This is a genomic window from Acinetobacter sp. BD54, from assembly GCF_044778325.1.
Classification (GTDB): domain Bacteria; phylum Pseudomonadota; class Gammaproteobacteria; order Pseudomonadales; family Moraxellaceae; genus Acinetobacter; species Acinetobacter baumannii.
In genome coordinates this window covers 1-26,197 of the sequence record NZ_JANJEP010000017.1, presented here as the reverse complement: position 1 = coordinate 26,197, position 26,197 = coordinate 1, and the positions used below count along the sequence as shown (strand labels likewise).

At 37.2% G+C, this 26,197-nt stretch carries 18 protein-coding genes and 4 pseudogenes; 13 read left to right on the top strand and 9 right to left on the bottom strand.

The window, feature by feature from the left end; translation table 11 throughout:
• The first annotated feature begins 21 nt into the window (after positions 1-21).
• The 3 genes from NQ782_RS18255 (at position 22) to NQ782_RS18245 (ending at position 1,987) form a co-directional block, all read left to right on the top strand.
• On the top strand, positions 22-1,059 hold the full coding sequence (locus NQ782_RS18255; protein ID WP_000174324.1) for a hypothetical protein: 1,038 nt from the start codon (positions 22-24) through the stop codon (positions 1,057-1,059).
• 202 nt (positions 1,060-1,261) lie between these two features.
• A complete protein-coding gene (locus NQ782_RS18250) occupies positions 1,262-1,579 on the top strand; it encodes a hypothetical protein (protein ID WP_000721410.1) in 318 nt (105 codons plus the stop codon).
• A gap of 267 nt (positions 1,580-1,846) precedes the next feature.
• Positions 1,847-1,987 carry a hypothetical protein gene (locus NQ782_RS18245; RefSeq protein WP_000770271.1) on the top strand — a complete coding sequence of 47 codons (141 nt, stop codon included), beginning with the start codon at positions 1,847-1,849 and terminating at the stop codon, positions 1,985-1,987.
• A gap of 193 nt (positions 1,988-2,180) precedes the next feature.
• On the opposite strand, the gene NQ782_RS18240 is transcribed toward NQ782_RS18245, so the two are convergent.
• The 3 genes from NQ782_RS18240 to NQ782_RS18230 are packed head-to-tail and all read right to left on the bottom strand — an operon-like array spanning position 2,181 to position 5,640.
• Positions 2,181-3,521 (bottom strand): MFS transporter, encoded by a 1,341-nt coding sequence (locus NQ782_RS18240; protein WP_016685633.1) that lies wholly within the window; start codon positions 3,519-3,521, stop codon positions 2,181-2,183.
• 9 nt (positions 3,522-3,530) lie between these two features.
• A complete protein-coding gene (locus NQ782_RS18235; protein WP_057093417.1) occupies positions 3,531-4,343 on the bottom strand; it encodes an amidohydrolase in 813 nt (270 codons plus the stop codon).
• Between the two features lie 7 nt (positions 4,344-4,350).
• Positions 4,351-5,640: an SLC13 family permease gene (locus tag NQ782_RS18230; protein WP_000126040.1), complete on the bottom strand. Its 1,290-nt coding sequence runs from the start codon at positions 5,638-5,640 to the stop codon at positions 4,351-4,353.
• 111 nt (positions 5,641-5,751) lie between these two features.
• Between NQ782_RS18230 and NQ782_RS18225 the strand changes: the two genes are divergently transcribed.
• Entirely contained in the window at positions 5,752-6,483 is a 732-nt protein-coding gene (locus NQ782_RS18225; RefSeq protein ID WP_057093416.1) for a GntR family transcriptional regulator, read from the top strand.
• A 93-nt stretch (positions 6,484-6,576) separates the two neighbouring features.
• Here NQ782_RS18225 and NQ782_RS18220 read toward each other — a convergent pair whose 3' ends face one another.
• The gene (locus NQ782_RS18220; RefSeq protein WP_057093415.1) at positions 6,577-7,455 is read right to left on the bottom strand and encodes an SMP-30/gluconolactonase/LRE family protein; all 879 of its coding nucleotides are present in this window, start codon (positions 7,453-7,455) and stop codon (positions 6,577-6,579) included.
• A 295-nt stretch (positions 7,456-7,750) separates the two neighbouring features.
• Between NQ782_RS18220 and NQ782_RS18215 the strand changes: the two genes are divergently transcribed.
• Complete coding sequence (locus tag NQ782_RS18215; protein ID WP_057093772.1) at positions 7,751-9,094, top strand: MFS transporter; 1,344 nt, start codon at positions 7,751-7,753, stop codon at positions 9,092-9,094.
• A 100-nt stretch (positions 9,095-9,194) separates the two neighbouring features.
• Here NQ782_RS18215 and NQ782_RS18210 read toward each other — a convergent pair whose 3' ends face one another.
• A complete protein-coding gene (locus tag NQ782_RS18210) occupies positions 9,195-10,127 on the bottom strand; it encodes a LysR family transcriptional regulator (RefSeq protein ID WP_000366425.1) in 933 nt (310 codons plus the stop codon).
• 99 nt (positions 10,128-10,226) lie between these two features.
• On the opposite strand from NQ782_RS18210, the gene NQ782_RS18205 reads away from it, so the two are divergent.
• From NQ782_RS18205 to NQ782_RS18180, 6 genes and pseudogenes are all read left to right on the top strand, one after another.
• On the top strand, positions 10,227-10,661 hold the full coding sequence (locus NQ782_RS18205; RefSeq protein ID WP_001166494.1) for a DMT family transporter: 435 nt from the start codon (positions 10,227-10,229) through the stop codon (positions 10,659-10,661).
• 9 nt (positions 10,662-10,670) lie between these two features.
• Entirely contained in the window at positions 10,671-11,129 is a 459-nt protein-coding gene (locus NQ782_RS18200) for a DMT family transporter (RefSeq protein WP_000153881.1), read from the top strand.
• A gap of 87 nt (positions 11,130-11,216) precedes the next feature.
• Positions 11,217-11,333 (top strand): annotated as a pseudogene (locus NQ782_RS18195) (hypothetical protein); the annotation flags it as partial.
• 356 nt (positions 11,334-11,689) lie between these two features.
• Positions 11,690-13,429 carry a ShlB/FhaC/HecB family hemolysin secretion/activation protein gene (locus NQ782_RS18190; protein ID WP_057093711.1) on the top strand — a complete coding sequence of 580 codons (1,740 nt, stop codon included), beginning with the start codon at positions 11,690-11,692 and terminating at the stop codon, positions 13,427-13,429.
• A 24-nt stretch (positions 13,430-13,453) separates the two neighbouring features.
• On the top strand, positions 13,454-19,999 hold the full coding sequence (locus NQ782_RS18185) for a DUF637 domain-containing protein (RefSeq protein WP_086230956.1): 6,546 nt from the start codon (positions 13,454-13,456) through the stop codon (positions 19,997-19,999).
• 11 nt (positions 20,000-20,010) lie between these two features.
• Positions 20,011-20,490, top strand: a complete 480-nt coding sequence (locus NQ782_RS18180) for a hypothetical protein (RefSeq protein ID WP_024437453.1) — start codon at positions 20,011-20,013, stop codon at positions 20,488-20,490.
• Positions 20,491-20,722: 232 nt separating this feature from the next.
• Here the strand turns inward: NQ782_RS18180 and NQ782_RS18175 are convergent.
• Positions 20,723-21,602 (bottom strand): annotated as a pseudogene (locus NQ782_RS18175) (LysR family transcriptional regulator).
• On the opposite strand from NQ782_RS18175, the pseudogene NQ782_RS18170 reads away from it, so the two are divergent.
• Positions 21,586-22,515: pseudogene (locus tag NQ782_RS18170) on the top strand (aminotransferase class III-fold pyridoxal phosphate-dependent enzyme); the annotation flags it as partial. The pseudogenes NQ782_RS18175 and NQ782_RS18170 overlap by 17 nt on opposite strands.
• 67 nt (positions 22,516-22,582) lie before the next feature.
• Here NQ782_RS18170 and NQ782_RS18165 read toward each other — a convergent pair.
• Together NQ782_RS18165 and NQ782_RS18160 are read right to left on the bottom strand one after the other, a co-directional pair.
• The gene (locus NQ782_RS18165) at positions 22,583-23,671 is read right to left on the bottom strand and encodes an HlyD family secretion protein (RefSeq protein ID WP_057094084.1); all 1,089 of its coding nucleotides are present in this window, start codon (positions 23,669-23,671) and stop codon (positions 22,583-22,585) included.
• Positions 23,668-25,245, bottom strand: coding sequence for an MFS transporter (locus NQ782_RS18160; RefSeq protein WP_057094082.1), 1,578 nt, complete (start codon positions 25,243-25,245; stop codon positions 23,668-23,670). The genes NQ782_RS18165 and NQ782_RS18160 overlap by 4 nt, the downstream gene beginning before the upstream one ends.
• A gap of 166 nt (positions 25,246-25,411) precedes the next feature.
• Between NQ782_RS18160 and NQ782_RS18155 the strand changes: the two genes are divergently transcribed.
• On the top strand, positions 25,412-26,032 hold the full coding sequence (locus NQ782_RS18155) for a TetR/AcrR family transcriptional regulator (RefSeq protein WP_001278394.1): 621 nt from the start codon (positions 25,412-25,414) through the stop codon (positions 26,030-26,032).
• Between the two features lie 77 nt (positions 26,033-26,109).
• Here NQ782_RS18155 and NQ782_RS18150 read toward each other — a convergent pair.
• Positions 26,110-26,197: pseudogene (locus NQ782_RS18150) on the bottom strand (aldehyde dehydrogenase); the annotation flags it as partial.

The following is a 26,197-nucleotide window of genomic DNA, read 5'->3' as shown; positions in this document are numbered from 1 at the left end:
CAATAAAAAAGAGTAAATTTGATGACACTTAATAAAACTATTTTTCTTTTTCTACTTTCAGCTCTTATAGTGGGCTGTGGTGGTGGAGGAAGTAGCGATACTGTTGCCACAACAAAAGATGAAATTCTTAATACAGAGTTTGATAATACTACTTCTTACAAATGGGGATCTATTCAATTTGATACAACATTTGTTGAGATTACAAAGAATTCAAGAAATGGAAATATTTGGTATGCTGATTATCCTAAGTTAGATAAAGGTACAGAACCAGATATAGGACGCTTAATGTTAAGTACAGATGGCCTTTATAGACCAGATGAGACGAAGTATCCATTGGGTTATAGACGTTATATTTTGAGATCGACTTCGCAAGATGGAACGACACTTAGAAAAACCCCTTATAACAAAGATGGTCTAAAAAATATTGTTATAGAGGAGAAAGGGCGCTGGATTGATTTAAAAAATGTCAGGATAAGTGACAGAACCGCTGTATATTGGAATCTTCTTGCAGAGAAAATTCCTACAAGTGTATTTTTTCATCCAAAACTTATTGGTGATCAGTTTAAAGATTTTTTAGCTTTAACCAAGAAAAATACATTTCCAGCAGGAGCGAAATGTTTTCAGGTTGAAAGAACAAGTTATTCAGTACCTTATTATGTAATTACAAATACGGACAGCTTGGCTTTTATTAATGGTGTTAGTGTTAATAACCTTTCAAATTATATTTCTTTAGCTGGAAGTAATGCCGTTACTGGAAAATGGGGCAATGTACAGTGGGCTTATTTAAATACCGAGGCAAATGATCCAAAGTATTATACGATTTCAGTTTATATGAATATAGACAATAAATTAGCTTCAGGTTATTGGCAAAAGAATCCTAACACTTCAATTGATAGTATTGTTGCAGGTTATGAAAGATCACTTGATTCATTTAATAATTATGAGGATGTAATTTCTTTCCAAAGCGCAATTGAAGAAGCAAAGAATGAATGTACTTACTATAATTCAGTTGCTTCTCAAAAAATTGAATCATTGATTAATCAGAGCTTAGTGAATTAATTTTCAGATTATTTCATTTCTAAAATTGATAATTTAATTTGAATCGAGTCTAGTCTTTTTAGGATTAGACTCATCGTTATTCTTGAGTAGAAAACTCATGAGGATAAAGCTTACTTGAAAGAGTAAAGATTTTTACAGTATTGAAATTATATTGTCATTTTTAAACTTTATTTTTGCTTAATTATTTTTGAAGATCAGTTAAATGAAAAAGATTAAATTAATAAGTATTCTGGGCATAGTTGCATTCATGTTGTCAGGTTGTCTGCAAATGTTTCCACCTACCGTAGCCGAGATAAATCCTGGAATTTATCAACTTCATGCTCAAAGCAATGCATTTGGTTCAAGGGATGCTTTACGATCAAAGCTCATCACTAAGGCGGAAGAAGTATGTAAGAATAAAGGCTTTGATGAGTTAGATAGTAATAACAAAATTGTAAACCATCATACTGCCTACAATTCAGGAATGATTATTCCGGTGAGTACAAAAGCAGCGATTTTGAAAGTTAAGTGTAAAGACTAACTTAAATAGAAGGGGAATATTCTTTGTAGAAAGGATGAACTTACAAATAAACTATTTTCTGTTATGTTATTTATAGAATCCACAGTTAATATGTTTCGAATTAATATAAAGATATTTTCATTCTAAAGCTTAAAAGCTCACAAAGATGTGGGCTTTTTTATTACACATTGCTTAAAAAATATACAGAAACCTCTTTAAAACAAGTTGGAACGCTACAAACGCGAATGATACTTTAAACTCCACTCTTCCCAATAAGTGAGGTGAGCTATGAAATTGTTAGCTTTGGTTAGCATGGGAGTTGCAGCGAGTTATTGGTATAAAACTATAAAAAATAGCAAGCCAACTCTTCTGAATCCTAATTTTGATGAAATAGTAAAAAACTTTGTATTAGCAGAATTTAAAGCCTAATGCATTTGATAATCTTAATTAAATAAAAAGCTCATCGGAAGATGGGCTTTTTTGTTGGAGTAAAAACAGACAAGCTTATAGTTTTCATATAAAAATAAGAAAATATTGACCCATGTTAGCTTCTATATATTTGTTATAAATAAAAAAGAGACCATTAATGGTCTCTTTTGATTAAATCTTTTATTTCTAAAACCTAAACTGCTTTTTGAACCTTTTGCGCTTTTGGCAATGTCGGTTTTCTTCCCAAATACAACGCAATCATGGCACCCGTAAATGTAAGCATACATAACGGTAAAAGAGAGATAGGGAAGCTACCCGAATAATCTTTCACAATACCCATAATAGAGTTCATAAGCCCAGTACCGATATGCGCAATGGTGTTCACTGCTGCAATACCTACAGCCACTAAAGTAGGTGGTAAGCGCTCAGAAACCAATGCCCAGAAAGGACCTTTAATGGCATAGTTACCCATCAAAACGAGTGAGAATAAAAGTAGGCTCAAGGTTAAAGATGAAGTAAAAATAGTAAGGAGCAAACCAAAACTGGTTACAAATAACGGAATAGCTGTGTTGAGACTCTTATTTCCACTTTTATCGGCATGTACGCCCCAAACAATCATGAAAGCGGCAGCTAAACCAAACGGAATCATATTTAAAAGACCTGTCTGCATGGCAGTTAAATGGAAGGCTTTTAAAATCTGAGGCATCCATAACGATAAAATATTGCTGGTTGCTGAACTTCCTGCATAAATAATTGCAAAGAACCATAAATATTTATTGGTAATCAGCAACTTGAACTTACTCTTTTTCTGTTCGGCACTATCTTGTTTTTCAGAGTTCAACAATTGATTTTTTTCAAAAGTTAAAGTGCTTGATAACCATTCCTTTTCTTCTTGATTTAACCATTTCACATTGTTCGCGGTATTCGGCAGCCATACAAGGCACAACAAACCAAGAAGGATTGCAGGTAATGCCTCAAGAATTAAAAGCACTTGCCATCCACTTAAACCCAGTAAACCATGCAAGCCTAACAGTAAGGCAGATAACGGTGACCCAATAAAGTTAGATAAAGGAATGGCAACCATAAATACGGCAACAATTCGAGCCATATATCGTTTAGGGAACCATAGTGTTAAATACAGTAATACGCCTGGGAAAAAACCGGCTTCTGCAGCACCAAGCAAAAACCGTGAAATTGCGTATGAAATCGGGCCGGTAATGAAGGCGGTACAGCAACCGACAATTCCCCAAGTAATCATGATTCTGGCAATCCAGATACGTGCACCTAGCTTTTCCATTGCCATGTTACTTGGAATTTCAAATATGACATATGCAATAAAAAATAATGTCGCACCAAAACCAAAGGCAGTAGCAGTTAAACCAATTTCTTGGTTCATGGTTAAAGCGGCGAAACCAATATTCACCCGATCAATATATGCAATGAAATAACAAAGAATGAGGAAAGGAAGAATACGAAAAGAAAGTTTACGGATCGTTGACTTTTCTACTTCCGATATAGATATATCATTTTTCATACATACTCCTTATGTACGTGAGAAACCAAACAGCTCGGTAGGGTTCTGATTTAAAATTAAACATTGCTCGTGTTTATCAAACACAATATGTTTAAAAGCTTTAATCGCATCTTCATAAGTTATTAAAGATTCATGTTGGGTATGCGGCCAATCGCTTCCCCAAATGAGTTTGTGTAAAAAGCCTTTTTCTTTAAAAATGTTATAGGCCTGTTGTGCCGTATTTATGTTGTTTGGAGTAGTGCCCAAACGGTAGAAACCAGACACTTTAATCCAGTGCTGTTTTACGTTAAGTAAGCTTAAAAACTTCTGATAATCCGGATCTTCAATCCCTTTAACAGGGTCAACTCGGCCAAAATGGTCAATTACGACATCCAAGCTGTATTCATTTAATTGTGGTAAAAGCTGAACCAGATATTTCGGCGGTGCGTGTAATTCAACTTGCCAGTTGAGGCTTTCCACATTTCGTAAAAATTTTTGCCAGTCAGGCGTATTTAGCGCAGGAGGGTTAAGACCGAATAGATTTAAGCGAACACCTACAATGCCTTGTGCCTTGAGATTCACTAGCTCATCAAACGTCGTCGTATGTTGAACAACGGCGATCCCTTTTAAACGGTCAGGGTATTGCTGAATTGCGTTTAACATCGCTTGGTTATTGGTACCTAAAAAGCTGGGTTGAACCAAAACACCATGCGTGAAATTGTGTTCATCAAGATGAGAGATAAAACTTTGTACAGTTGCCTCATAATCAGGTGCATAACGTGCTGTTTCGATACTGTGGTCCTGTGTCGAAAAAACATGTGCATGTGTATCTATACAGTTCATTTTCATCTCACATTACAAATTTTAACGCGAAAATAGCGATTAAAGCGGCAATGACTCCTACAGGAATTGCTTTAAATAACAGTTGATTAAAGAATTTGGTTTTGTCGATGTCTGCTGGTGCTGAAGCCATAATGAGGCTACCGCCAGACGAGAAAGGAGAAATCGCTGTAGACTGAGCGCCAACCACAATACAAATGAACAGCACTAGTGGGTTTAGGCCAGAGGTAAGTGCAAGCGCAGGAACAATTGGAAATAAGGTAGGAGCAACCACGCCTAGAGTGCTTGAAAATACAGACATAATGGCACTGATCAGACATAAAAGTACTGGAATGACCCATACAGGAACATTGTTTGCTAACCATTCAGATAGGGTAGTAATAATGCCAAGTTTCACACCTAATGCGATGAGCATACCAACACCGCAAATCATGATCAGTGTTCCCCAAGGCACAAGTGCAATGACCTTTTTCTCATCCGCAAGTTTCATAAGTAAACTAATGAGCGAGAAGGTAATCGCAAGGAAGGCAATATCAATTTTGGAGTTTAAAAAGCTAATCGTTTTTACATCGGGAAAAACAAGATGCAAGATTGGAAAAACTAAAACAATCGACATCATTAAAATAATAAGGAAGATGGATTGTTTCTGTTTTTTGTCGAATGGTTCAGGCTTTTGATCTTCAATCACAATTGAATTACTTTTTCTATTCCAGAGGGTATAAATTCCCAACACCGCAATTGGAATAATTAAAGTCAAGACAAAAATTCCACTGCTATATGAAAAAGCTGTTTGTGAGCTAATGCCAGTATTTTCCATTAAGCTTCGGAAAATTATGCCACTTTGCGATGTCATAAAATTTGCGCCAGCTAAAGCGCCGTAATTTGCAGCCATCCCACCAATAATCATATTCATATTGGTTTTTTTACACAGCAGCAGTGTAATCGGTGCCATAAAGGCAAGTACTGTATAAAAACCAGCACCTAGGCCAGCAATAATGGTTGCTGCGAAAAAAATCGCTAAAGGTAAAAACTGAGGAAACTTACGGCATTTATATAAAAGATGGCTGGCAAGCTTCTCTAAAGCACCATTTGCCAAAGCAAAGTTATAAAACAAAGTAACGGATAAAATAATAAAGAAAATTTTGACAGGCCATAATTCAATAACTTCGGAAGGTTTAAGACCCATGCCAAAGCAACCAATCAGGTAGGCAAACGCTATCGTAAAAAATCCGATATTAATTTTCGTTTTATAACCTAAACCTATCGATACGGCTAAAGCCATCAGCATCAATGCAGTCATATTATCTTCCTTGATAAATATATAAACATCTAAACATATATATGTTTGGTTTTTTGTATTACACAGAACTATGCTAATATTGTCAAATCGATTTCATAATGTTTAACGCAAATGCTTGATGAGACTGCATTTAAAAATTTTAAATTGCCAAGATATGAAAAGGTCCGTTGGGAACTTCAAAAACTACTGATCCAGTCAAAATGGACAGTCGAAGAGCCTATTCCAAGTGAACAAGAACTTGCGCAAATGTATAGTGTATCGGTAGGAACCGTTAGAAAGGCGGTTGAAGGACTGGTTGAAGACGGCCTATTGGTTAAACAGCAAGGAAAAGGAACTTTCCTCAAACAACCTAATTTTGAAAATTCGCTCATTCGTTTTTTTAGATTACGTAATAAAAAAGGCGAGTTCATTCAGCCACAAGGACAAATCAAAAAAGTAGAAGTGTGTGATGCAATACCGGAAGTAAATGCCGAGTTAGGGCTTGGGCACACTGACAAGTTGCTTTATATCGAGCGTGTCCGTAAGCATGAAGATGTCGTTGTATTAAGTGAGAGAATCTGGCTACCTGAACGCTTATTTAAAAATCTGGAAGAAATTCCAATCGCTGAGTTTGGTAACTTACTTTATCCTTTTTATTATCAGCACTGTGGCCAATTTATTTCTTCTGCAACAGAACGGTTAACTTTTGAGAAAAATATTAAAGATAGCTATTTAAATAACCACCTTGAAGACCCTTTAGTGAAGGTATGCCGTATTGCAAAAAATCTTGAAGGTGTAGCGGTCGAATACCGTGAGTCTTATGGTTTGGCCGATAATTTTCATTATAAAATAACAATTAATTAATTCTTGATGCAGCTTAATAAAGATTTCCTTATTGAGCTGCAGAGCTGGTTTACTATCTTTTATAGTTAAGTATTTCTTGTAGGAAGTGAGTCATTACCCCATAAATCGAGCATCGGCTATTCCTTGGATGCCTAGCCCATAAATGGCAAAAACACTGCCCCGCAATTGGTTGTCATCAGGGAACCTCGGAAGAGGCGGTTGTGACATAGATGTAACAAACAAGACATCAAGATTTTTTCCGCCAAAAACTGCACTGGTAATTTTTTTTACAGGCATTTCAATAATACGATCGATTTTTCCATCAGGTCGATAACGTACTAACTGACCCGAATATACTTTTGCATTCCATAAATAACCTTCACGATCTACTGTCGAGCCGTCTGCTGAACCACCGTCTGAGGTATCTATCTTACAAAAAATGGTTTTATTTGAGATTTGGCCTGTTTCAAGATCATAATCATAAGACCAGATTTCACCTTGCCATGTGTCTGCAAAATAGAGCTTAGTACCATCAGGACTCCAGCAAATACTATTTGAAGTATTAATATTATTTTCTAATTTTTCTATTTTATAGTCTGCATCTAATCGATAAAGAGATGCGGTATTCCCATCCTCGCGGCGGTTCATAGAGCCAAAAACGAATCGACCTCGCCGATCAATACGGCCATCATTTAATCTATTTTGGGGTAGGTCTGGTTCAGGGTTGCAAATAAATTTTAAGTTGCCTGTTTCAAAGTCGAGTTGATATAACCCGTCTTCGAGCGCAACAATTGCGCCGTTATAATTTTCTTGTAAAGCAAAAGAACCTATTTTTTTATGAACTTCCCACGCCCGTATATTCCCACCGAATTCATCACAACAGAATAATCGTCCATCAACAATATCTACCCAAAATAGGCGTTGGCGAACAGCATCCCAAGTTGGGCATTCTCCAAGTTTTGTTTTTACATCTACCAATACTTTAATTTCCATAATTCCTTTTTTAGTCCTTTTATTCAGTCATTCATCGATGAAACTAAATTAATGAAAGCTAAATATAAAAACCAATGAAAATTTTTCTTTACCTAATAAAGGATTGTTATTGGTCCAGTGGATTAAAAATGTATGGAGATAAATAGCTAAAACTAAATTGATAAATATAAGTTATTACGTGGTGTAGAAATATCATTAGTAATTCTAAATCGACTTGATAGTTTAAGAGTGGACAAATGACATAGCGTTATACGTAAAAGCATGTGGATGCATTTTAATTAAAAAGGAATTAGAAATGAGCCTAAAAAAAGTTCATCACCACTCTTGGGTATCATTAGTGATTTGCTGGATTATCTGGGTGGTTGTTGCATATGACCGAGAGTTGATTTTCCGCGCAGCCAATATGATTTGTAATGAATTTAATTTATCTCCGACGCAATGGGGATACACCATTGCTGCAATTACACTTTCTTTGGCCGTTCTTAGTATTCCGGTTGCTGCTTTAAGTGATAAACATGCGTCCGGTTGGAAGCGAGGAATTTTTCAGTGGCCCTTAGTAATTGGATTTACTTTTATTTCGTTGCTTTCAGGCATTACATCTTTAAGTTCAAGTTTCTATAAGTTTGTAACCTTACGTATTATGGTTTCTTTGGGTTGTGGGGTGGCAGAGCCAGTTGGGGTGAGTAATACTGCTGAATGGTGGCCCAAGGAACATCGCGGTTTTGCCATAGGTGCTCATCACTCAGGTTATCCGGTTGGAGCGCTACTTAGCGGTGTTGCAATGGCCACCATCATTACCTATTTTGGCCCGCAAAATTGGCGCTATGCCTTTTTTCTTGGAATTATATTTGCTGTACCGGCATTAACTTTTTGGGCGATTTATTCGACCCGTAAACGTTATTCAGAGTTTCACCAATCTTGTGTAGATAATCAATTCACACCACCAACAGATTTTGTGCACGATGAAGGAGAAGAAAAAACAAGTACGCATAGTACATGGGAACGTTTAAAACAAACTCTAAGTTCTCGGGGAATTGTGTTTACCGCAGCCAGTACTTTAATTACCCATGTGGTTTATATTGGTTTTTTAACTATCTTTCCTGCATTTTTATACAATATTGTCGGGTTAGATCTGGCGAAATCGGCTGGCTTGAGCGCTGTATTTACAATTACCGGCATGATGGGGCAAATTATTTGGCCGACTTTGTCCGATAAGATTGGCAGAAGACTCACATTGATTTTATGTGGTTGTTGGATGGCGGTCAGCATTGCAAGTTTTTGTTTAACCTCAGGTGTGGTTTCCGTCATTGCAATACAACTGTTTTTTGGTCTATCTGCCAACGCAATTTGGCCTATTTTCTATGCGACAGCATCAGATTATGCGCCAGCCGGAGCAATTGGAACAGCAAATAGTTTAATTACAGTTGCTCAGTATGTAGGTGGGGCTGTCGCACCGATTATTATGGGATATTTGCTTACGAGCTTTGGTGGCTGGCATAGTCATCAGGGGTATATCTGGTGTTTTCTCTTAATGTCATGTTGCGCGTTTATTGGCGTGATTTTACAAATTATATTGGGTTATCTCATTAAAAAAGAAAAATCAGAACAAGTTGATAATTTAAGTTTGAGTGCAAATTAAATTCTTATTTATTTAAAGTTTTTAGTCTTATTTTCATCACTGGTGAGACACCAGCAAAGTATGTCGATATTTGAATACTTTGCTGGCCTTGAAAAGAAAACTAATTCTGCCAATACGGTGTGTCACCATAGATTTCTGCAAAATAATCTATCACTGCTCTAATATTAAGTGGTGGATGACGAACATTTGGATAAATGGCTGCGATATGCTGGGGTTGTGATTTAATCGCGACTTCATATTCAGGTAAAAGCTTTATTAAGTCACCTTTTTTTAAAGCTTCGCCAATCAGCCAATCAGGAAATAAAACAATCCCCATGCCATGAAGCGCGGCTGTCATTAAACTCTCGGCATTGTTTGAAGAAAGTAACGGGGTAATTGGATAATGTACCCATTCTTCATTGGGCTTTCTCACTAACCAGCGGTTAGGACCTTCAAAACCTTTATAAACTAGGCACTTGTGTTGATTAAGTTCTGTTGGGTGGTCGAGCGTACCGTATTTGGCAACATACTGAGGAGAGGCGGCTAAATGATATTTTTGTGTACCAAAAATACGGGCATGAAATGATGAATCAGTCAGTGCTCCAATACGAAATATTAAATCTGTGCTTTCGCGTAATGGGTCTATAAATTCATCGGTTTGAATTAGTTCTATTAGAAGCCTTGGATAACGCTCTGATAAACCCGCCAACCACGGCGCAATATGCCGTTGACCAAAAAACACAGGGGCATTAATTCGGACAAGTCCGGATGGTTCTATGGTTTTATCTTGTAAAGCCTTTTGAGCTTCATCAAATTGTTCGGTAATTCTTTTTGCATATTCAAAAAATAATTTGCCCGATTCGGTCGGTGTGATAGCTCGTGTATTTCGGTAGAAAAGTTGCTGCCCCAACGCATCTTCAAGTTGTTGAATGGTTCGAGAAATCATGGAGGCAGACACATCTTCTTTACGTGCTACATTCGAGAAGTTTTGAGCATTGTAAACACTAATAAAGAAGCGAAGCGTGCGGATATCAATCGAATTTGTTAAATCCATTTGTGCAATTTCTGCAAAAGTGATTCATGAATTATGCTGTTTTTCTGATGAATTGGCTACCTTAGTATTCGTTGCCTAGATACAGATGAGGCAATGTAGATGCAAATTCTATTACTACTCCTAACCATTTTAGGAGGAATGGGGCTATCGGTCGAAGCTGGGCTTTTAGGGCCCTTAGGAAAGGAAGTAGGTGAGTTGTGGGCCACGTTTAGTATTTTTGGTGTGGGTGCAGCACTTACTTTTTTACTCATGTTGTTTTTTAGCCCACGCAATAGCCCTTCATTTTTTACACTTCCATCTTGGCAATTACTCGGTGGCGTTTTAGGTCCGGCTTACGTCATTATTTTGACCATTACTACTCCAATTATTGGCATTGCAATGACCATGATTGGCATTTTAGCGGGACAGGTATCTAAAAGTCTGATTATCGACCACTATGGTTTACTGGGGACTCCACATCGAAAAGTAGACCGTAAACGGGTAGTGGCACTCATCTTTATTGTTGTCGCACTTGTACTTGTGTCAAAAGCGTAGGAGACAGCCATGACAATTTTAATGATTCTTCTCGCCGTCATTGGCGGTGCTTTGCTGAGTGTACAGGCTGCAATTAATGGGCAACTTGGAGCAAAAGTTGGTGTATTTCGTAGTGCTTTTTTGACTTTCTCGGTCGGTGCTCTAATTACGGCTCTCCTTATTTTTTACTTTGAACCTAAACATACCTTAACGTTATTAGATGTTCCTAAATGGCAGTTATTAGGCGCCATGTGTGGCGTACCTTATATTGTCATTATGGTACTGGCTGTACAAAGAATTGGGGCTGCAGTTGCTACGGTGGCTGTGATTTTTGGGCAACTTTTGATGAGTATCTTAATTGATAACTTTGGCTGGTTTGGCAATGAAACGCTTCCTTTTTCATTGTATCGATTAGGGGCGCTAATTTGCTTAGGGATTGCTTTATATTTTATCTATTCAAGTAGTAAGGATAAAAAGGTAGAAGGGTAAAATACGGGCTTAATATTGAAATTAATATAAGTCTCATTGTTAGTCGTAAAGCATACTAATAATGAGGCCATGCTTAATATTAAGTTAGCCGTTGGAATTACACGAAAAGAGAAAGATGCTGTGATTCTAATCAGTGAAAAGGTATACCTTGAATATAAGAATATGATTTTTGAGCTCAATAAATTAAAAAACAAAAATTTCTAACTCCCAACGATCCGCTTCTCAAGCATCTCCATAAAAGTTTTTAGTAATTCAGCTTTATATTTAAATGAATTAAATAAAAGCTAGAGGTTTTTGGATCTTTTATAAGAGATTAATTAAAGTAATTGATTTTAAAATAATTTATATTGTAGCGAGGATTAATAATATTGTAGAAATTTTTCTATCTAAGATTATCGAGATACTAACAAGATCTTCATCAATTCTAATGGATATGACTTAAATAGAGGAAGATTACTTAATTTTGATAAATTTAATTTTATACAAATATAAAGAAAAATTGAATAATGTGTTTTTTTTGTGTAAAATAAAGTTTTTATACGTACAATTCTGTATATGTGATGTTAACTAAGAACTTTATAAATTCTTCTATTATTCTTTTTGCGGGTTTTCACCAATATGTTTATGCGATTGAAGATGTCTCTTTACCCAGTCAGGTATTGCAAGATCAGCGTTTAAAAGAGCTTAACCAGCAATTACAAGACCAGCTTGCTCAGCAAACTCCTTATCAAAACACCAAGCCATTACAGGACTTTAAGTATTTAGCTGTTAAAGAAAGCCCCTGTGTAGCGGTTAAAGAAATTAGTCTTATCCCTTTAATTGGTCAGTCGGAATCTGACTTACAGCAATTTAACTTTGTGGTTAAGGCTATAAAAAAACACCCACAAAATATTCTAGGCAAATGTATTGGAACCCAAAGCTTACATAACATTGTGAACTATGCCCAGAATGAACTTTTAAAAAAGGGTTTAATTACCAGTCAAATTGTCGTGAGTCCGCAAGACTTAAATCAGGGTAATTTAAACCTGAGTGTGCAAATTGGACGTCTGAATAAAATCATAATTCAGGAAGGTAAAATTTCCTCATTACAGCTTAAGACAGGCTTGCCCTTTAAAGCGGGCGACATTGTGAACCTAAAAAGGCTCGATCAGGGTCTAGAAAATCTAAAACGTGTCTATGCGGTAGATATGCAAATTACTCCCGCAACTGCTCAAGATAAAGAATTAACAGGCTATAGCGATTTAATACTCAAACTTCAACCCCTACAAAAAGTTAATTTCAATTTAAGTGTAGATGACTCGGGTAATCAGGACACCGGCACCTACATGGGAAATATCGGCTTAGGCATAAATAATCCATTTCATTTAAATGATATTTTATCGTTAAACGTGAGTCACTCTTTAGATGACTTTAATGAAGATTTAAACCGAAGTTATTTTGTTAGTTATCAGTTACCTGTTGGTTATTATGATTTAGGCCTTAGCTACAATGACTATCAATATAAGCAAACAGTCTTAGGGGGGAACGGTCCACTGCTTTATCATGGCAACAGTCAGCAAGCCAACCTAAATTTATCTCGTGTAATTAGCCGTAGCGGACAACATAAAACCAGCGTGTATGGAAAGCTTTATCATAAAGAAAGCCAAAGTTTTATTGACGATATTGAAATTAATGTTTTACACCGAAGAACCTCAGGCTGGAATTTAGGCGTTCAACACCGTCAATATTTAGGAAATGCGGTATTAGACGGCAGCATCGATTACCGTCGTGGGATGGGGGTGGAAGCCCGAACTGCCCCTGAAGAAAACATTACGGATGTTTATGGAAACCATCTTCCTGTTGAAGGTTACTCCCGTGCTCCACTGTGGAGTGCAGATCTGCGTTTTACTACACCGTTCCTTTTGCTCGATAAGCCAGCTCAATATCGCTTTAACTGGCGTGGACAATATGCACCGAAAATTTTAGTACCCAATGACCGCTTCTATATTGGTGGACGCTATAGCGTGCGTGGCTTTGATGGTGAACTCATGCTCTCTGGCGATAACGGACAGTATCTACAGCAAGAAATCAGCTTGAATGCACCAATTCCTAATACCCAGTTTTATATGGCAGTCGATCAGGGCTGGGTCAATGGCCGCAATAGCATACCGGGTCAGCGTTATTTACTCGGAAGTGTTTTAGGGCTACGCACTTATCAAAATAGTTTTTATCTGGATGCCTTTACAGGTCGGGGGCTGATTGCACCTGACAGCATAAAAAAAGACTGGGTTACCGGTTTTAGTATCAACCTTTCTTATTAATTTACTTTAGAAAAGACTTTATTCATGAACAAGAATAGTTATCGCATTATTTATAGCAAAGCACGTCAAATGTTTGTGGCTGTGGCTGAAAATGTACGAAGCCAAACCAAGACTTCTGGTCAAAGTGAAGCAAGTACTCGGAACAATATTGATAACAATGAATCTCAGGCATTTCATCAACTTTGGCAAGTGAAAGCACTGGTTGCAAGTATAAGTTTGTGGATGCCTTTAGCACCTGTTTATGCGGGTATCGTAGCGGACAGTGCCGCAAATGCTGCGAATAGAGCAGTCATCGGTGCTGGTAAGAACTCGGCAGGTACAGTTGTTCCGGTAGTTAATATTCAAACTCCAAAAAATGGTATATCCCATAATATTTATAAACAGTTTGATGTGTTGGCTGAAGGTACTGTTTTAAATAACAGCCGAACAGGAGCTACCACTAAAACGGTAGGAGCCGTGGGGGCAAACCCGTTTTTAGCGACTGGTGAAGCCCGTGTCATCCTCAACGAAGTAAATTCCAGCGCTGCCTCACGTTTTGAAGGGAACTTGGAAGTTGCCGGGCAAATGGCAGATGTGATTATTGCCAACCCATCCGGTATTAATATTAAAGGTGGTGGTTTTATTAATGCCAATAAGGCAATTTTTACCACAGGTAAACCTCAGTTAAATGCCGATGGCAGTATCAAGCAGTTTACGGTTGACCAAGGAAAAATTACGGTTTCAGCAAACCCTAATTCTAAATTTGGCTTGGGTGGAAATAATAACGATGCAAATTATGTGGATCTCTATGCGCGTGCATTAGAACTCAGTGCGGAACTACGTGCCAAAAATGATATTCAGGTGATTGCCGGGGCAAATAATATCAGTGCAGATTTACAGGATGTTACTGCTAAAACTGGTACTGGAACTGCACCGACATTGGCTGTGGATGTTAAAGCACTGGGTGGGATGTATGCCAACAATATTTATTTGATGGGAACTGAAAAAGGCTTAGGCGTGACAAACGCAGGGACTATTCAGGCAGTAAACAACCTGGTGATTACCAGTGCCGGGAAAATTGAAAATAAGGGGACTTTAGAATCAACCAGCCCGACAGAGAGTTGGTTAAATATAGAAACAATAGGAGTAGCTACAGATGGCGATATTCTAAACAGTGGGGCAATTGTTAGCAAAGGACCTTTAAGTATTAAATCATCCAATAATATTAACCTTAATGGTGGTATTAACCTTAATGGTGGGCGAATTCAAAGTACCGCTATAAAACCTGTGCCTGTAATAATAGAGGCTAAAGGAGATATCAAACTTTCAGAAAGGGCATCTATATCTAATTTAAAATTAGGTTCAAATATGTATTTGAATGCTAATAATATTGAATTAGAGAATAAATCAAGTATTAGCAGTAATGGTGCTAATTCTGTTATTGCAAAAAATGGTATAATACTTAAAAATAATTCAAGTATTACATCAATTTATGATTTAGATGTTTCTGCACAAAAAATTGATTCTTCATATTCTAGCTTAGTTGCAAATAAAGGAAATATTAATATTGTAGGCAATAGTGATGATGGAAATTTAGGTAATATTAATCTTTCTGAAACAATATTAAATGCGGTAGGTAATGTAAGTTTATATAGCTCGGGGAATACTTTATTAAAAAATTTGGATATTACAACTTTAAATGATGGTAATAGTAAAATTAAAAACTTTAAACTGTATAGCAAGAATAACTTACTTTGGGATTATTTAACGAAAGCCCCGCCTCAATTCGTGGGTAAAATACAAGCAGAAGCTGGTGAGAAATTAACATTAAGTGGAAAGAAATTAATTGCATTAGATGGCATTGATTTACAAGCAAGTCAGCTTAAATTAGATTCTGAGTTAGATAGTCAAAAAAATATTAATATTACCTCTAAAAAAGATGATCTAATTTTAGAAAAAAATTTAAATACACAAAATGATATTAATATTACAGCACTTGCTGGTGGAGTTACTGCAAATAGCTTAAAGGCCACATCTTCGGCTGGAAAGATTTCTATACTCGCGAATAAAAATCTGAATTTAAACTCGACCCAAACAACCAAGGCGATGCCTTCAGCTGATAAAGATGAATTAGCAACTGATCAGACGGTTATTAGTGGTTTAAAAGGCGTAACACTTGGCTCGATTGGTGATGGCACTGTTAACTTGCAATCGGTACAAGTTAATGCGAATCAGGGTGATATATTAGTTTCGAGTAATAATGGAATCAATCTAAAGGCTAATAGTGATGTTTCTGTGAAAGGAGACACTGGTTATACCAAAATAGTCAATAATGTTCTAAAGGGACAAACCGTTTCGATAGAAAATAGCAAATCCGATATTAAAATCCAAAATACAGATCTAGGCTCTACGGTTGGTAAACTTGCGATCAATAGTAGAGCAGGCATGAGTACAATTATCGATAGCGTATTAACGTCAAAAGGTAATACTGAACTCTTTGCAAAAGATTTACTGACTTTACAGGGCGTGAATGCTACTTCAGACCAGCATCTGGCAGTAAGCTCTGGCCGTACGGTTTATAGCAATGCTGAGTATACGCCAGCGACCAAATGGATTGCGAATAAAGTAACAAACTTAACATCTAAGGGTGTCACCTCTGTAACGGCTACAGGAAACCAAGTATTACAAAATACAAATTTAACCGGCGGAGCTGTTCTATTAGAAGCGGGTGGTTTTATTACAGGCCAGACTGGATTGAACTTAAATGCAGTCGGAAGTGATTTACTTAAGAATGATACAAAGTTAAATAGTTTAAATGGGGACCTAACTATTCAAACAAATTCTAACTTAACGATTGACCCAAAAGTTTACAGCTTAAAGGCTGTTGGTGATATCGAGCTCGTTTCTAAAGCTGGTACTTTGACTTTAAAAGGCTATGAAGGAGCAAAAGGAAATGGATCGGAACAAGTTGTTAAGCTGGATACAGCAAATGGTGGTATTAATTTAGAGGGTACTAAAGTTGATATTCAAGGTTCACAACTAATAGCAAAAAAAGATATTCAAGTGGTATCAACTAAGGATGATCTTTTAATTGATGGTGTAAGAAATTCTTTCTCTAATATAAAATTTCCAGATAAGGCCAATAGAGAAAAAATAGTACAAACTGATTTTATTCAAGAACTTAATGTGCTGAAAGCAACCCAAGAATATCTAAATTATCAGCAAGCACTAAAAGATGCAAATGATCAGATAAAAGCTGGTGAAGATTGGATGAGAACAGCACAAGGATCAATTGCATTAACAGCAAAAAGACTGAAAGATGAGGGTGAGAGAAAATTAGCTCAGGTTAACGAGACATATAAAACTTTAATTACAAACTTGAATGGATTGCAACGAAATATTGATCAGTCAGGGGCAAATATTAGTTTTTACGAGCAAAACTTAAAAGGACAACAACATGCTTCGGTAAATATAAAATCAATTGATGGAAATATTAATTTAGTTTCGGCCAAAGGTTTGAGTTTAAGTGGTTCAAAAGTCAATGCTCAACAAGGAGAAGTCCGGATAGAAGCGGCAGGAACATTAACAAATAATATTTATAATATTCAAGGTCAATATGATAGCGCCACTGAAAATAGTGTTAAACAAGGCGCTATAGCTAGCAGTATTATTATTGATGCCAATCAAGATTCATACGAATTTGGAAATGAAACAGATACAACATATGCTTGGAGAAGTCCTGTAGATGCTCCAAGCATATATGGGAAAAAGGGTGTAAAGATTAAAGCTACAGGAACCAATACTACAGACAACTTAGTATTACAAGGAGTAGATATTCGTTCGGAAGGTGATGTTAATATCGAAGCCCATAAAAATATCATTTTTGATGTGGCTGTGGAAAGTGGTTACGATAAGAGTACAACGACGGAAACTAAAAAGAAATGGTATGGTAAAAAAACCACCACAACTACGGTAAATACTTCAAATAAAAGTGAAGGGGTTTCTGTAAACATTAATGCAAAGAATATTAATATTAAGAGTAAAGAACAGAATACAAAAGAAATGACGGGGAAAAACCGTACAAGTATTGATATGTATTCTAGTCAATTTATAGCAACTGGTGGAAAAATTAGCATTCAAGCTGGAGGAGATTTAAATTTTCTTACTGCACTTGATGTTGAACAAAACACCGATGATATAACAAAAAAGTCATCTTTTTTAGGGGTGAAACTTAATAAATCAAAGACTACAGCTACACGTAATATTAAGGCTGAGTTACCTGCGACGTTGAAAGCAGACTATATTGGTACTAAATCAGGTTTAGACACACGTTTAAAAGGTCCTGAATTTGAATATTTAAGTGGAGCAACTATTGAAGCTGGTGGTGTAATTTCTCTTGAAAGTGCTTCTAATATAGTTGAACAAACTTTAAAAAGAGATAAAAACTCTGTAGTTTGGCAGTCAATGCAAGATAAAGGCTCAATTACTGAAACTGCTCAGCTACCAAGTTTTAATGGGCCAGTTTTACCTACCTTTAAAGCGGCAGGTGGTTTGAGTGTGCAAGTTCCAATCAGTGAAAAAGATGTTAATAAAGTTGAATTGAGAGATGAAATCCTAAAACTGGCAAATCAGCCAGGTAATGCTTATCTCAAAGAATTAGTTAATAGAAAAGATGTTGATTGGCAGAAAGTACTTCTTGCTCAAAAGGATTGGGATTATAAGTCACAAGGGTTAACAGCTGCGGGTGCTGCTCTTATTGTCATTATTGTAACGATTGCTACGATGGGTTCAGGAACTGCTGCAGCCGCAGGAGCTGCTGGTGGAACAGCAGCAAGTGGAACTACTGTAGGCTTGGGTGCAAGTATGATTGGCTCAGCTGGTGTTACAACAGCAACAGTTGGAGGTGTTACAACAATTACAGGCGTTTCTACGCTTGGGGCTATGGCAAATGCTGCTATTACAAGTTTAGCAACTCAAGCAAGTGTAGGATTGATTAACAACGGTGGAGATATCGGTAAAACACTAAAAGATTTAGGGAGTAAAGACTCGGTTAAGAATTTAGCAGCTTCAGTAGTCACTGCTGGATTGTTGAACGGGGTGGCGACAAACTTAAATATTAGTAGTAATGCTATTGTGAATGACATTGCCAATAATATGGCAACTGGAATGATACAAGGCGTTGGCAGTACGTTGATAGATTCTGCGGTTAATGGTAGAGACCTAAGCGAAGGCCTGGAAAAAGCTTTATTAGCAGGATTAGCAAACTCATTGCAAGCACCATTAGCAGGCGCAATTGGTGACACATTAGGGATGAGTAGTAATGCCTTTGTGAGTAAAGTTGTTGCTATTGCTGCGCATGCTGCAGCGGGTTGTGCAACAGGAGTGGTTGATAATGAATGTAAATCACGGGCTCTTGGAGCTGCTTTAGGGGAAGTTATTGCGGAAAATATGTTCAAACCAGCGAATGGCATTGAATATACGGAAGCGGAAAAATCAAAAATTCTCAACATCACTAAACTTACCACTGGAGTTGTTGCTGCCTATGCGGGGTATAATGTGACTGCTGCTGCAAATGCAGCGGATATAGCCGTAAGCAATAATTATTTGAACCATGTGCAAGAGAAGCAAAAAAGTCAAGAACTTAAAGATTGTAATGTTCTTACTTGTGGTGGAGTCGTTGTTAAATGGGCTGCAATTAGTGCAGGACAAGATGCAAATTATGCAGCAGGCTTTGCAGTAGGTATTCCGACCTCTGTTGCTGAGTCGGTAGTAGGTTTGGCAAAAATGGCTCTTAGCCCAATACAAACCTATAAAGCGATCAAAGAAGTTATCAATAGTGAAAACGCTCTAGGTAATATTAGTGATGCTATTAAACAAGATTATACGAACCGTATTAATAAGCTTGAATCAGAATATGAAAAAGCTGGTATTAAAGGCTCATATAATGCAGGTTTAGAAGCAGGCAAACTTACAGCTGATGTAGCGAGTTTATTTGCTGGTGGGGCTAGTATTGCTAAAGGTGGAGTGATTCTAACAGAAAAAGTAGCCGCAAAAGTAGGCTATAAAGTCTTGAAAGATCCTATCATAATTTCCGATAAGGGTATTCCAGTTACTTTAGATGGTCATAAAATCTATGACCCTCAATTTACTCCATTGAGTACAAATCCTGGAGCAACTTATAGATTCTCTGATCCTACGCATAGAAAAACTGGGGGGGATGTCTATTTTGGTGAAAATATTGCGACCTCTTATTTCGAAGTTAGACAGGCTGTCAATGGTAAGTCTTTATTTGTGGGACAGGTAGAGGTTAAGAACATGTTGGATTTAACTGACCCTAAAATATTAAAACAAATGGGTATTGATCAGAAGAAGTTGACTCAAATTGTGAATACCTCTACTGAACAAGATTTTGTATATGCGTATACAAACAAGATAGCTAATCAAGCTTACGATAAAGGTTACTCTGGTATTATTTATAATAGCAGTCGTAATACTGGATCCAGCAATAATCGAGCAGTGATTCTATTTGGTGGACGTTATGATGCTGAAAAGATTAAACCAGTACTAGATAAACCGATTTTAAAGAAATAAGGAGTGAGACAATGAGAGCCTTACATCAAGTAGCAGCGAATATGATTGGAGTGATACCTTATTATTTAAATAAATATCAGCAACATGGTTTACAATATCAGCCTCAAAGAGATTCACAAGCAGAACCGGCAGGTGGTCAATGTGGAAACTGCTATACAATCGTATGGATAACAGGTCGTAATGATCCTATTTTGAATGAAGATGATAGTAATATACCTGACAGTGGACCAATTTACAGAGAGTACTATAAAAATAAACTAAAACGGTTTTTAAGCTCATTACCTCCCTGCCCAAATTGTCATCAACAGGCATATGATTTATTCGTTAATAATACGACATTAACTAGATTTGAAGATGGTAGTCCAGCTCCAAAATATCCAGAGGAATATTATGGGGTTGATGAAGAGATGTCAGCTAAAGTAAAAAACAAAACGGTCTGGTGGTATGGTGATAAAGCTGAAGCTAAAAGGTTAAATCTACAATTCTTATGATTTTTTTCAAAATTAAATTATTGTCTGGTAAATATTTTGATGGCGATATTAACTTAAAATCTCGTCACTTGGAGTTAAACTCTTAAATATTTAGCTAAACACTTAAAGAAAATTAATTACACGAAGTCCATTTTAAATGGGCTTCGCCCTATAAAATAGTAACTTATTCTTAATAAGTTACTATTTTATACATCCATGAATTAATAGAACAGCTCTATTAATATAAAGATTTTTAACTCGCAACGATCCGCTTCTCAAGCATCTCCATAAAGGTTTTTAAAATAATATTATGGTTTTTGCCTTTGTGAGTAATTAAGCAAATGGGTGTGCTGTAATGCATTTTTTCTTTTGAAATGGCTTGCATAAAACCATCTTCAACCCATTTCTTTGTATAGTAATCGGGTAAAAAACCTAAAAATTTTCCGGTTAAAATTAGAAATGCAATTCCTTCACGGTCACTTGCTGTCGCTTTACAGTCTAAAAGCTGGTGCAACTTTGCTGCTTCAGGTGTGATTGCATAATTGGGAAGTGCAGCTTTCCATTTTTTTAATTCATCTAAATCCATCTTGCTACATTTGCTAAAAAAGGGATGGTTTTTACCGTAATATAAAAATGAACTTTCGCTATATTAAGTCAAAATAGTCTAGGCCAGACAGCGGAGTCACAAGGGGAATTGCTCCCGCATGTAAACGGTTGTCTAGCACACGGCACTCAATATCTGAAAGTGTACTCATGCTAATATTAATGATCACTTCAGAATGTTCTTCGGCAAGTTGTGCCAGCGTATTGGTAATGTAGCCACTTGGCATGGTCACGAGGTTATTAATAATACCTATATTAAACTCACCCTTTAGACGGTTATGCATTTGATTGACTTTGGAGCGAAAGTCTTCGATAGAAGCGGTGAGGACTTCTATATATTCTAAAATTTCACGACTTTCATCAGTTAGTGCAAACCCTGCGCGGCCACGTTGGCATAGCCGAATGCCTAAACGATTTTCTAAATCGCTCATATGTAAACTAATTCCAGAACGACTAATGCCGAGAATACTTTCGGCAGACGTAAAGCTGTGACAGTCACAAACCGGTTTAAATATTTTAAGTAATTTAATATCAAAATCGGAAACCGTTCAATCAAATGTTCAGATGAGCTTAAATTATCAAGCGCATTGGATGCCATTTTCTGCAAATCGTAATTTCCATAAAGATCCGCGCATGATTGTCGGTGCTAAAGGATCATATTTAATTGATAGCACTGGTCGTGAAGTCTACGACTCATTATCAGGTCTATGGACTTGTGGTGCTGGGCATACACTTTCTGAAATTCAGCAAGCCGTAAGTACTCAGTTGGCAAAGTTGGATTACTCACCGGCATTTCAGTTTGGCCATCCATTGTCGTTTCAATTGGCTGAACGAATTATTCAGCTTATGCCTGAAAAATTGCAGCATGTGTTCTTTACCGACTCAGGTTTAGAGTCTGCCGACACCGCAATTAAAATGGCGCGTGCCTATTGGCGCATTAAAGGTAAACCAAGCAAGACTAAATTGATTGGTCGTGCCCGTGGCTATCATGGTGTAAACGTTACGGGAACAAGCTTAGGCGGTATTGGTGGCAACCGTAAAATATTTGGTCAGCTTATGGATGTAGACCACTTACCGCATACCTTGCAGCCCGATTTAAGTTTTACCAAAGGCTGTGCTGAAACAGGTGGCGTAGAGCTTGCCAATGAAATGCTTAAGTTAATTGAGCTACATGATGCTTCGAATATTGCCGCAGTTATTGTAGAGCCAGTGTCAGGTTCGGCAGGATGTATTGTGCCGCCGACTGGTTATTTAAAACGCTTAAGAGAAATCTGCGATCAACACGATATCTTACTTATTTTTGACGAAGTCATTACTGGTTTTGGGCGAATGGGGAAATGGACGGCTTCAGAATATTTTGATGTCACGCCAGATATTTTAAATTTTGCCAAACAAATTACCAACGGCGCTATTCCACTGGGTGGCGTGGTGGTAAGCCATGAATTTAGATTAATTAAAAAGAGACCAGTGAATGGTCTCTTTTTTCTTAATTATACTAGCATCCTCAAATTTATTTTTTAGTCGTATCTACAGAAACCACAACAGATAGACCAGGACGCAACAATTTAATATCAGGTTGGTTCTCAAGGAGTTTGATGCGTAAAGGTAAACGCTGAACAATTTTAGTAAAGTTACCCGTCGCATTTGTTGCTGAAATTGGCGAGAAGAATGCACCAGTCGATGGTGAAAAACTATCTACCACACCTTTTAACTCAACGTTATAAGCATCGACATAAACAGTGACAGGCTGGCCGATTTTAATTTGTTTTAGCTCAATTTCACGGAAGTTTGCTTCTACATACACTTGATCTAAAGGCACAACCACCATGAGTGGATTACCTGCGCCAACAAAGTTGCCCACATTTGCAGACTTCTGCCCAATCATACCATCAATAGGCGCTCGAATTTCTGTATAGCTCAGATTCAGTTTTGCTTTATCAAGCGCAGCTTGGGCTTGTTTCAAAGCCGCTTGTTTAGCTTGAACCTGAATCTTATATTGGTTGAGCTGATACTGCGCATCAATGACTTTTTCTTTACTGCTGTCCAAGTCGGCATATTGCTCGGTTAGTGTGGTTTTTGACTGTTGTGTAATCAATCTAGATTCAGCGCCAAGTGCCTGTAATTGCTCATAGCGTGCGGTATTATCTTTAGTGAGTTTAATGCCGGCTTCTACTTTTCTAAGCTGGGCCTCTGTTTCTCGAATAACAGTTGGTTGTCTTTCTACTGCCAGCATTGCTTCATTTAAGTCAGCTTGTGCTTTGGCATAATTAGATTCAGCTTCAGCTAAAGCCGCCTGATAATCACGTGCATCAATTCGTGCCAAAAGCTGGCCTTTTTTTACGGTCTGGTGATCTTTAATATAAATTTCTTCAATATTACCTGACACTTTGGGAGCAATGGTTGAGTACTCGACATCTACCCGCGCATCGTCAGTTTTAACAATGGAATAAGGTAAAAATATAACTTTTAAAATCCATAAAATGGAAACTAGAACGATAATAAATGCAATAACCATAACCCAGTGTTTCTTAAGATATTGCATCTTTGTTAACTTGGGTGACTCGGTCATGGAGTGATCTTGGGCTTCGAGAGTACTCATAAAGATTTTCCTGAGTTATGACTATTCATTAACTTAATGAGAGCAATGCGTGGTGGATAAGTTCTAACTGGCAAAATCAGCATAACGATAAATAAAATTGCAGTAAGTCCCGCTAAAATCAGATATTGATCACTAATGACTAAAACAGATTGCTGTGCCTGAATCGCAGAATTTAAGGCAGATAAACCACCGGAAACACGTTCGGTACCATCTGCACTCAGCACAGGCGGGGTAAGAGGATTAATAACAGGACCTTGAATATTTTGAAAAACATGTTGTGCAGTATTTTCAATCAGCCGTGTTGAATGGTATTCACCACGTACTCGATTGACCCAGTCTAAAAGACACACACCAAGTACGCCGCTAATAGCACGCGGGGTGTTAATCATAGGTGAAGCATAGATTGCCATAGTTGGGTGGACACTATTTGTACCCATCATGAGGAGCGAAAGCACTACACAGGTTTGTCCTAAACATGAGATTGCATGCCAAAAATAGAATTGGTCTTGGTTCCAAGTCGTATCAAGCTGACTTGCACCTAAGCAGCCAACCATAACCAAAAGTAAACCAAACCCATGTACATATCGGCTATCAACCCAAGCTTGGTTCAAAACTTTAATAACAATTGGGATATAGATAAATTGTAATGCGGCAATTTGTAAGCCAATCCACATGGTTTGAGTGGGCTTATAACCATGCACAGCGCTTAAGTAATTAAGGGGTAATGTACTGGTTGACATACCAATAACCACAAAGCAGAACAACGCAATAACAGCATAACCAAAATTTCGTATTTCGAGCATTTGCGGTTTAATTAATGGTGTTGGATAGCGCCATTCATGTATTAAAAATAAAGGTAGGGTAATGGCACTTATTAAAGCCAAAACACAAATCAATTTTGAATGGAACCAGTCCAAATGATTGCCATGCAAAAGCATGGTACTAAGGCTTGCCAAACCAATAATGGATAGAATCGCGCCAGTCCAATCGTAAGTTTTTATTCTTGAGTAATTTAACGGATCTTGCGGAATACCGAAGTAAACTAACGCAGCACTTAAAGCACAAAAAGGAATGGTTTGGAAAAATATCATCTTCCAACCAATCACATCTAAATAAAAGGCAGCAAGCGCAGCGCTTAAGTTTGGGAAAAAAGTTGCTGTCAATGCATAGCAGGCCAAGCCCCATAGACGAATTTCAGGTCCTAGGAATCTAAGTGCACATGCCATTAATAAAGGAATGGTTAAGCCATTGGCGAGTCCTTGTAAGCCCCGTAATAAATAAAATATTTCGATATTTGGGCTAAAAGGAATTAAAACGCTAGAGAAGAGGCAAAGTCCTATCGCAAAAAGAAGAACCCGACGCATAGAAAAAATAACCGCCCAACTGGTGGACAGGATCATCCCAATAATCATGGCACTGGCATAAATACTGCTGACCCAATAACCGGAGTCGACACTAATACCCATCTCACCGCGAATATCGACCAAGGTAATGCTGCTAATTCGGTTATTAAATTCGACAGTCATGGCTGCAAAAATTGCACCTGCCAAACCGATGAGTGGTCGTATATTCATCTTTTACCTTAAATTTTAAAATGAGCTTAATGCTTATAGCGGTGATTAAGCTCAACTGTACCGATCGGTACTCTACTATCTTATTAAATTTACGTCAATTCTCGATTTTGAACTTTTCGATGAGTTACACTAAGAATGAAATTGCTAAATATGTTTGTAGGGTCGTATGTCTGATTGCACTAAAACGAATGAGAAAGATCAAAAAATTCTGGATGCAGCAACAAAGTTTTTTCTGATCCATGGTTTTAGTGGAACAACCACAGATATGATTCAAAAAGAAGCCGGCGTTTCAAAAGCGACTATGTATGGTTGTTTTAAAAATAAAGAAGCGATGTTTGCTGCGGTCATTGAACGTCAATGTACCAACATGCAAAAACAAATTATGTCGGTCGAGACAAAAGCCAAAAATTTACGTTCAGCCTTAACCGAAATTGGGAAAACTTATCTGTGCTTTATCTTATCGCATTCAGGTTTGGCTTTTTTTAGAGTCTGTATTGCAGAGGCTGTAAGGTTCCCGGAATTATCCGAAAAGTTCTTTGAAGTGGGACCACAACGTCTAGCAAATATTATTGCAGGTTATCTTGAAAAGTCGGTTAAACAAGGAGAAATTGAATTAACGTCTTCTTCGGAAGTCGCAGCAAATATATTTTTATCACTGTTAAGAAGTGATGCTCACTTAAAATGTTTGACTCATCCTGATTATTTAATCTCAGCTAATGAAATTAGTATTTGGGTTGAATACGCTGTTGATTTATTTTTAAAAAATATTAATTACAAACTAGATTGATTTTAAGGAGCTTATAACTCCTTAAAAACCCTAAATGTAGAAGTAAAAAGAGACCAACTTGTGGTCTCTTTTTATTCTTAGATCGCTTCTCTGGTCATCTCACCATTTACCAGTCTTAAAATCTGCAACGGATTGCTGTCTTTTAAGGCTTCCGGCAATAAACTT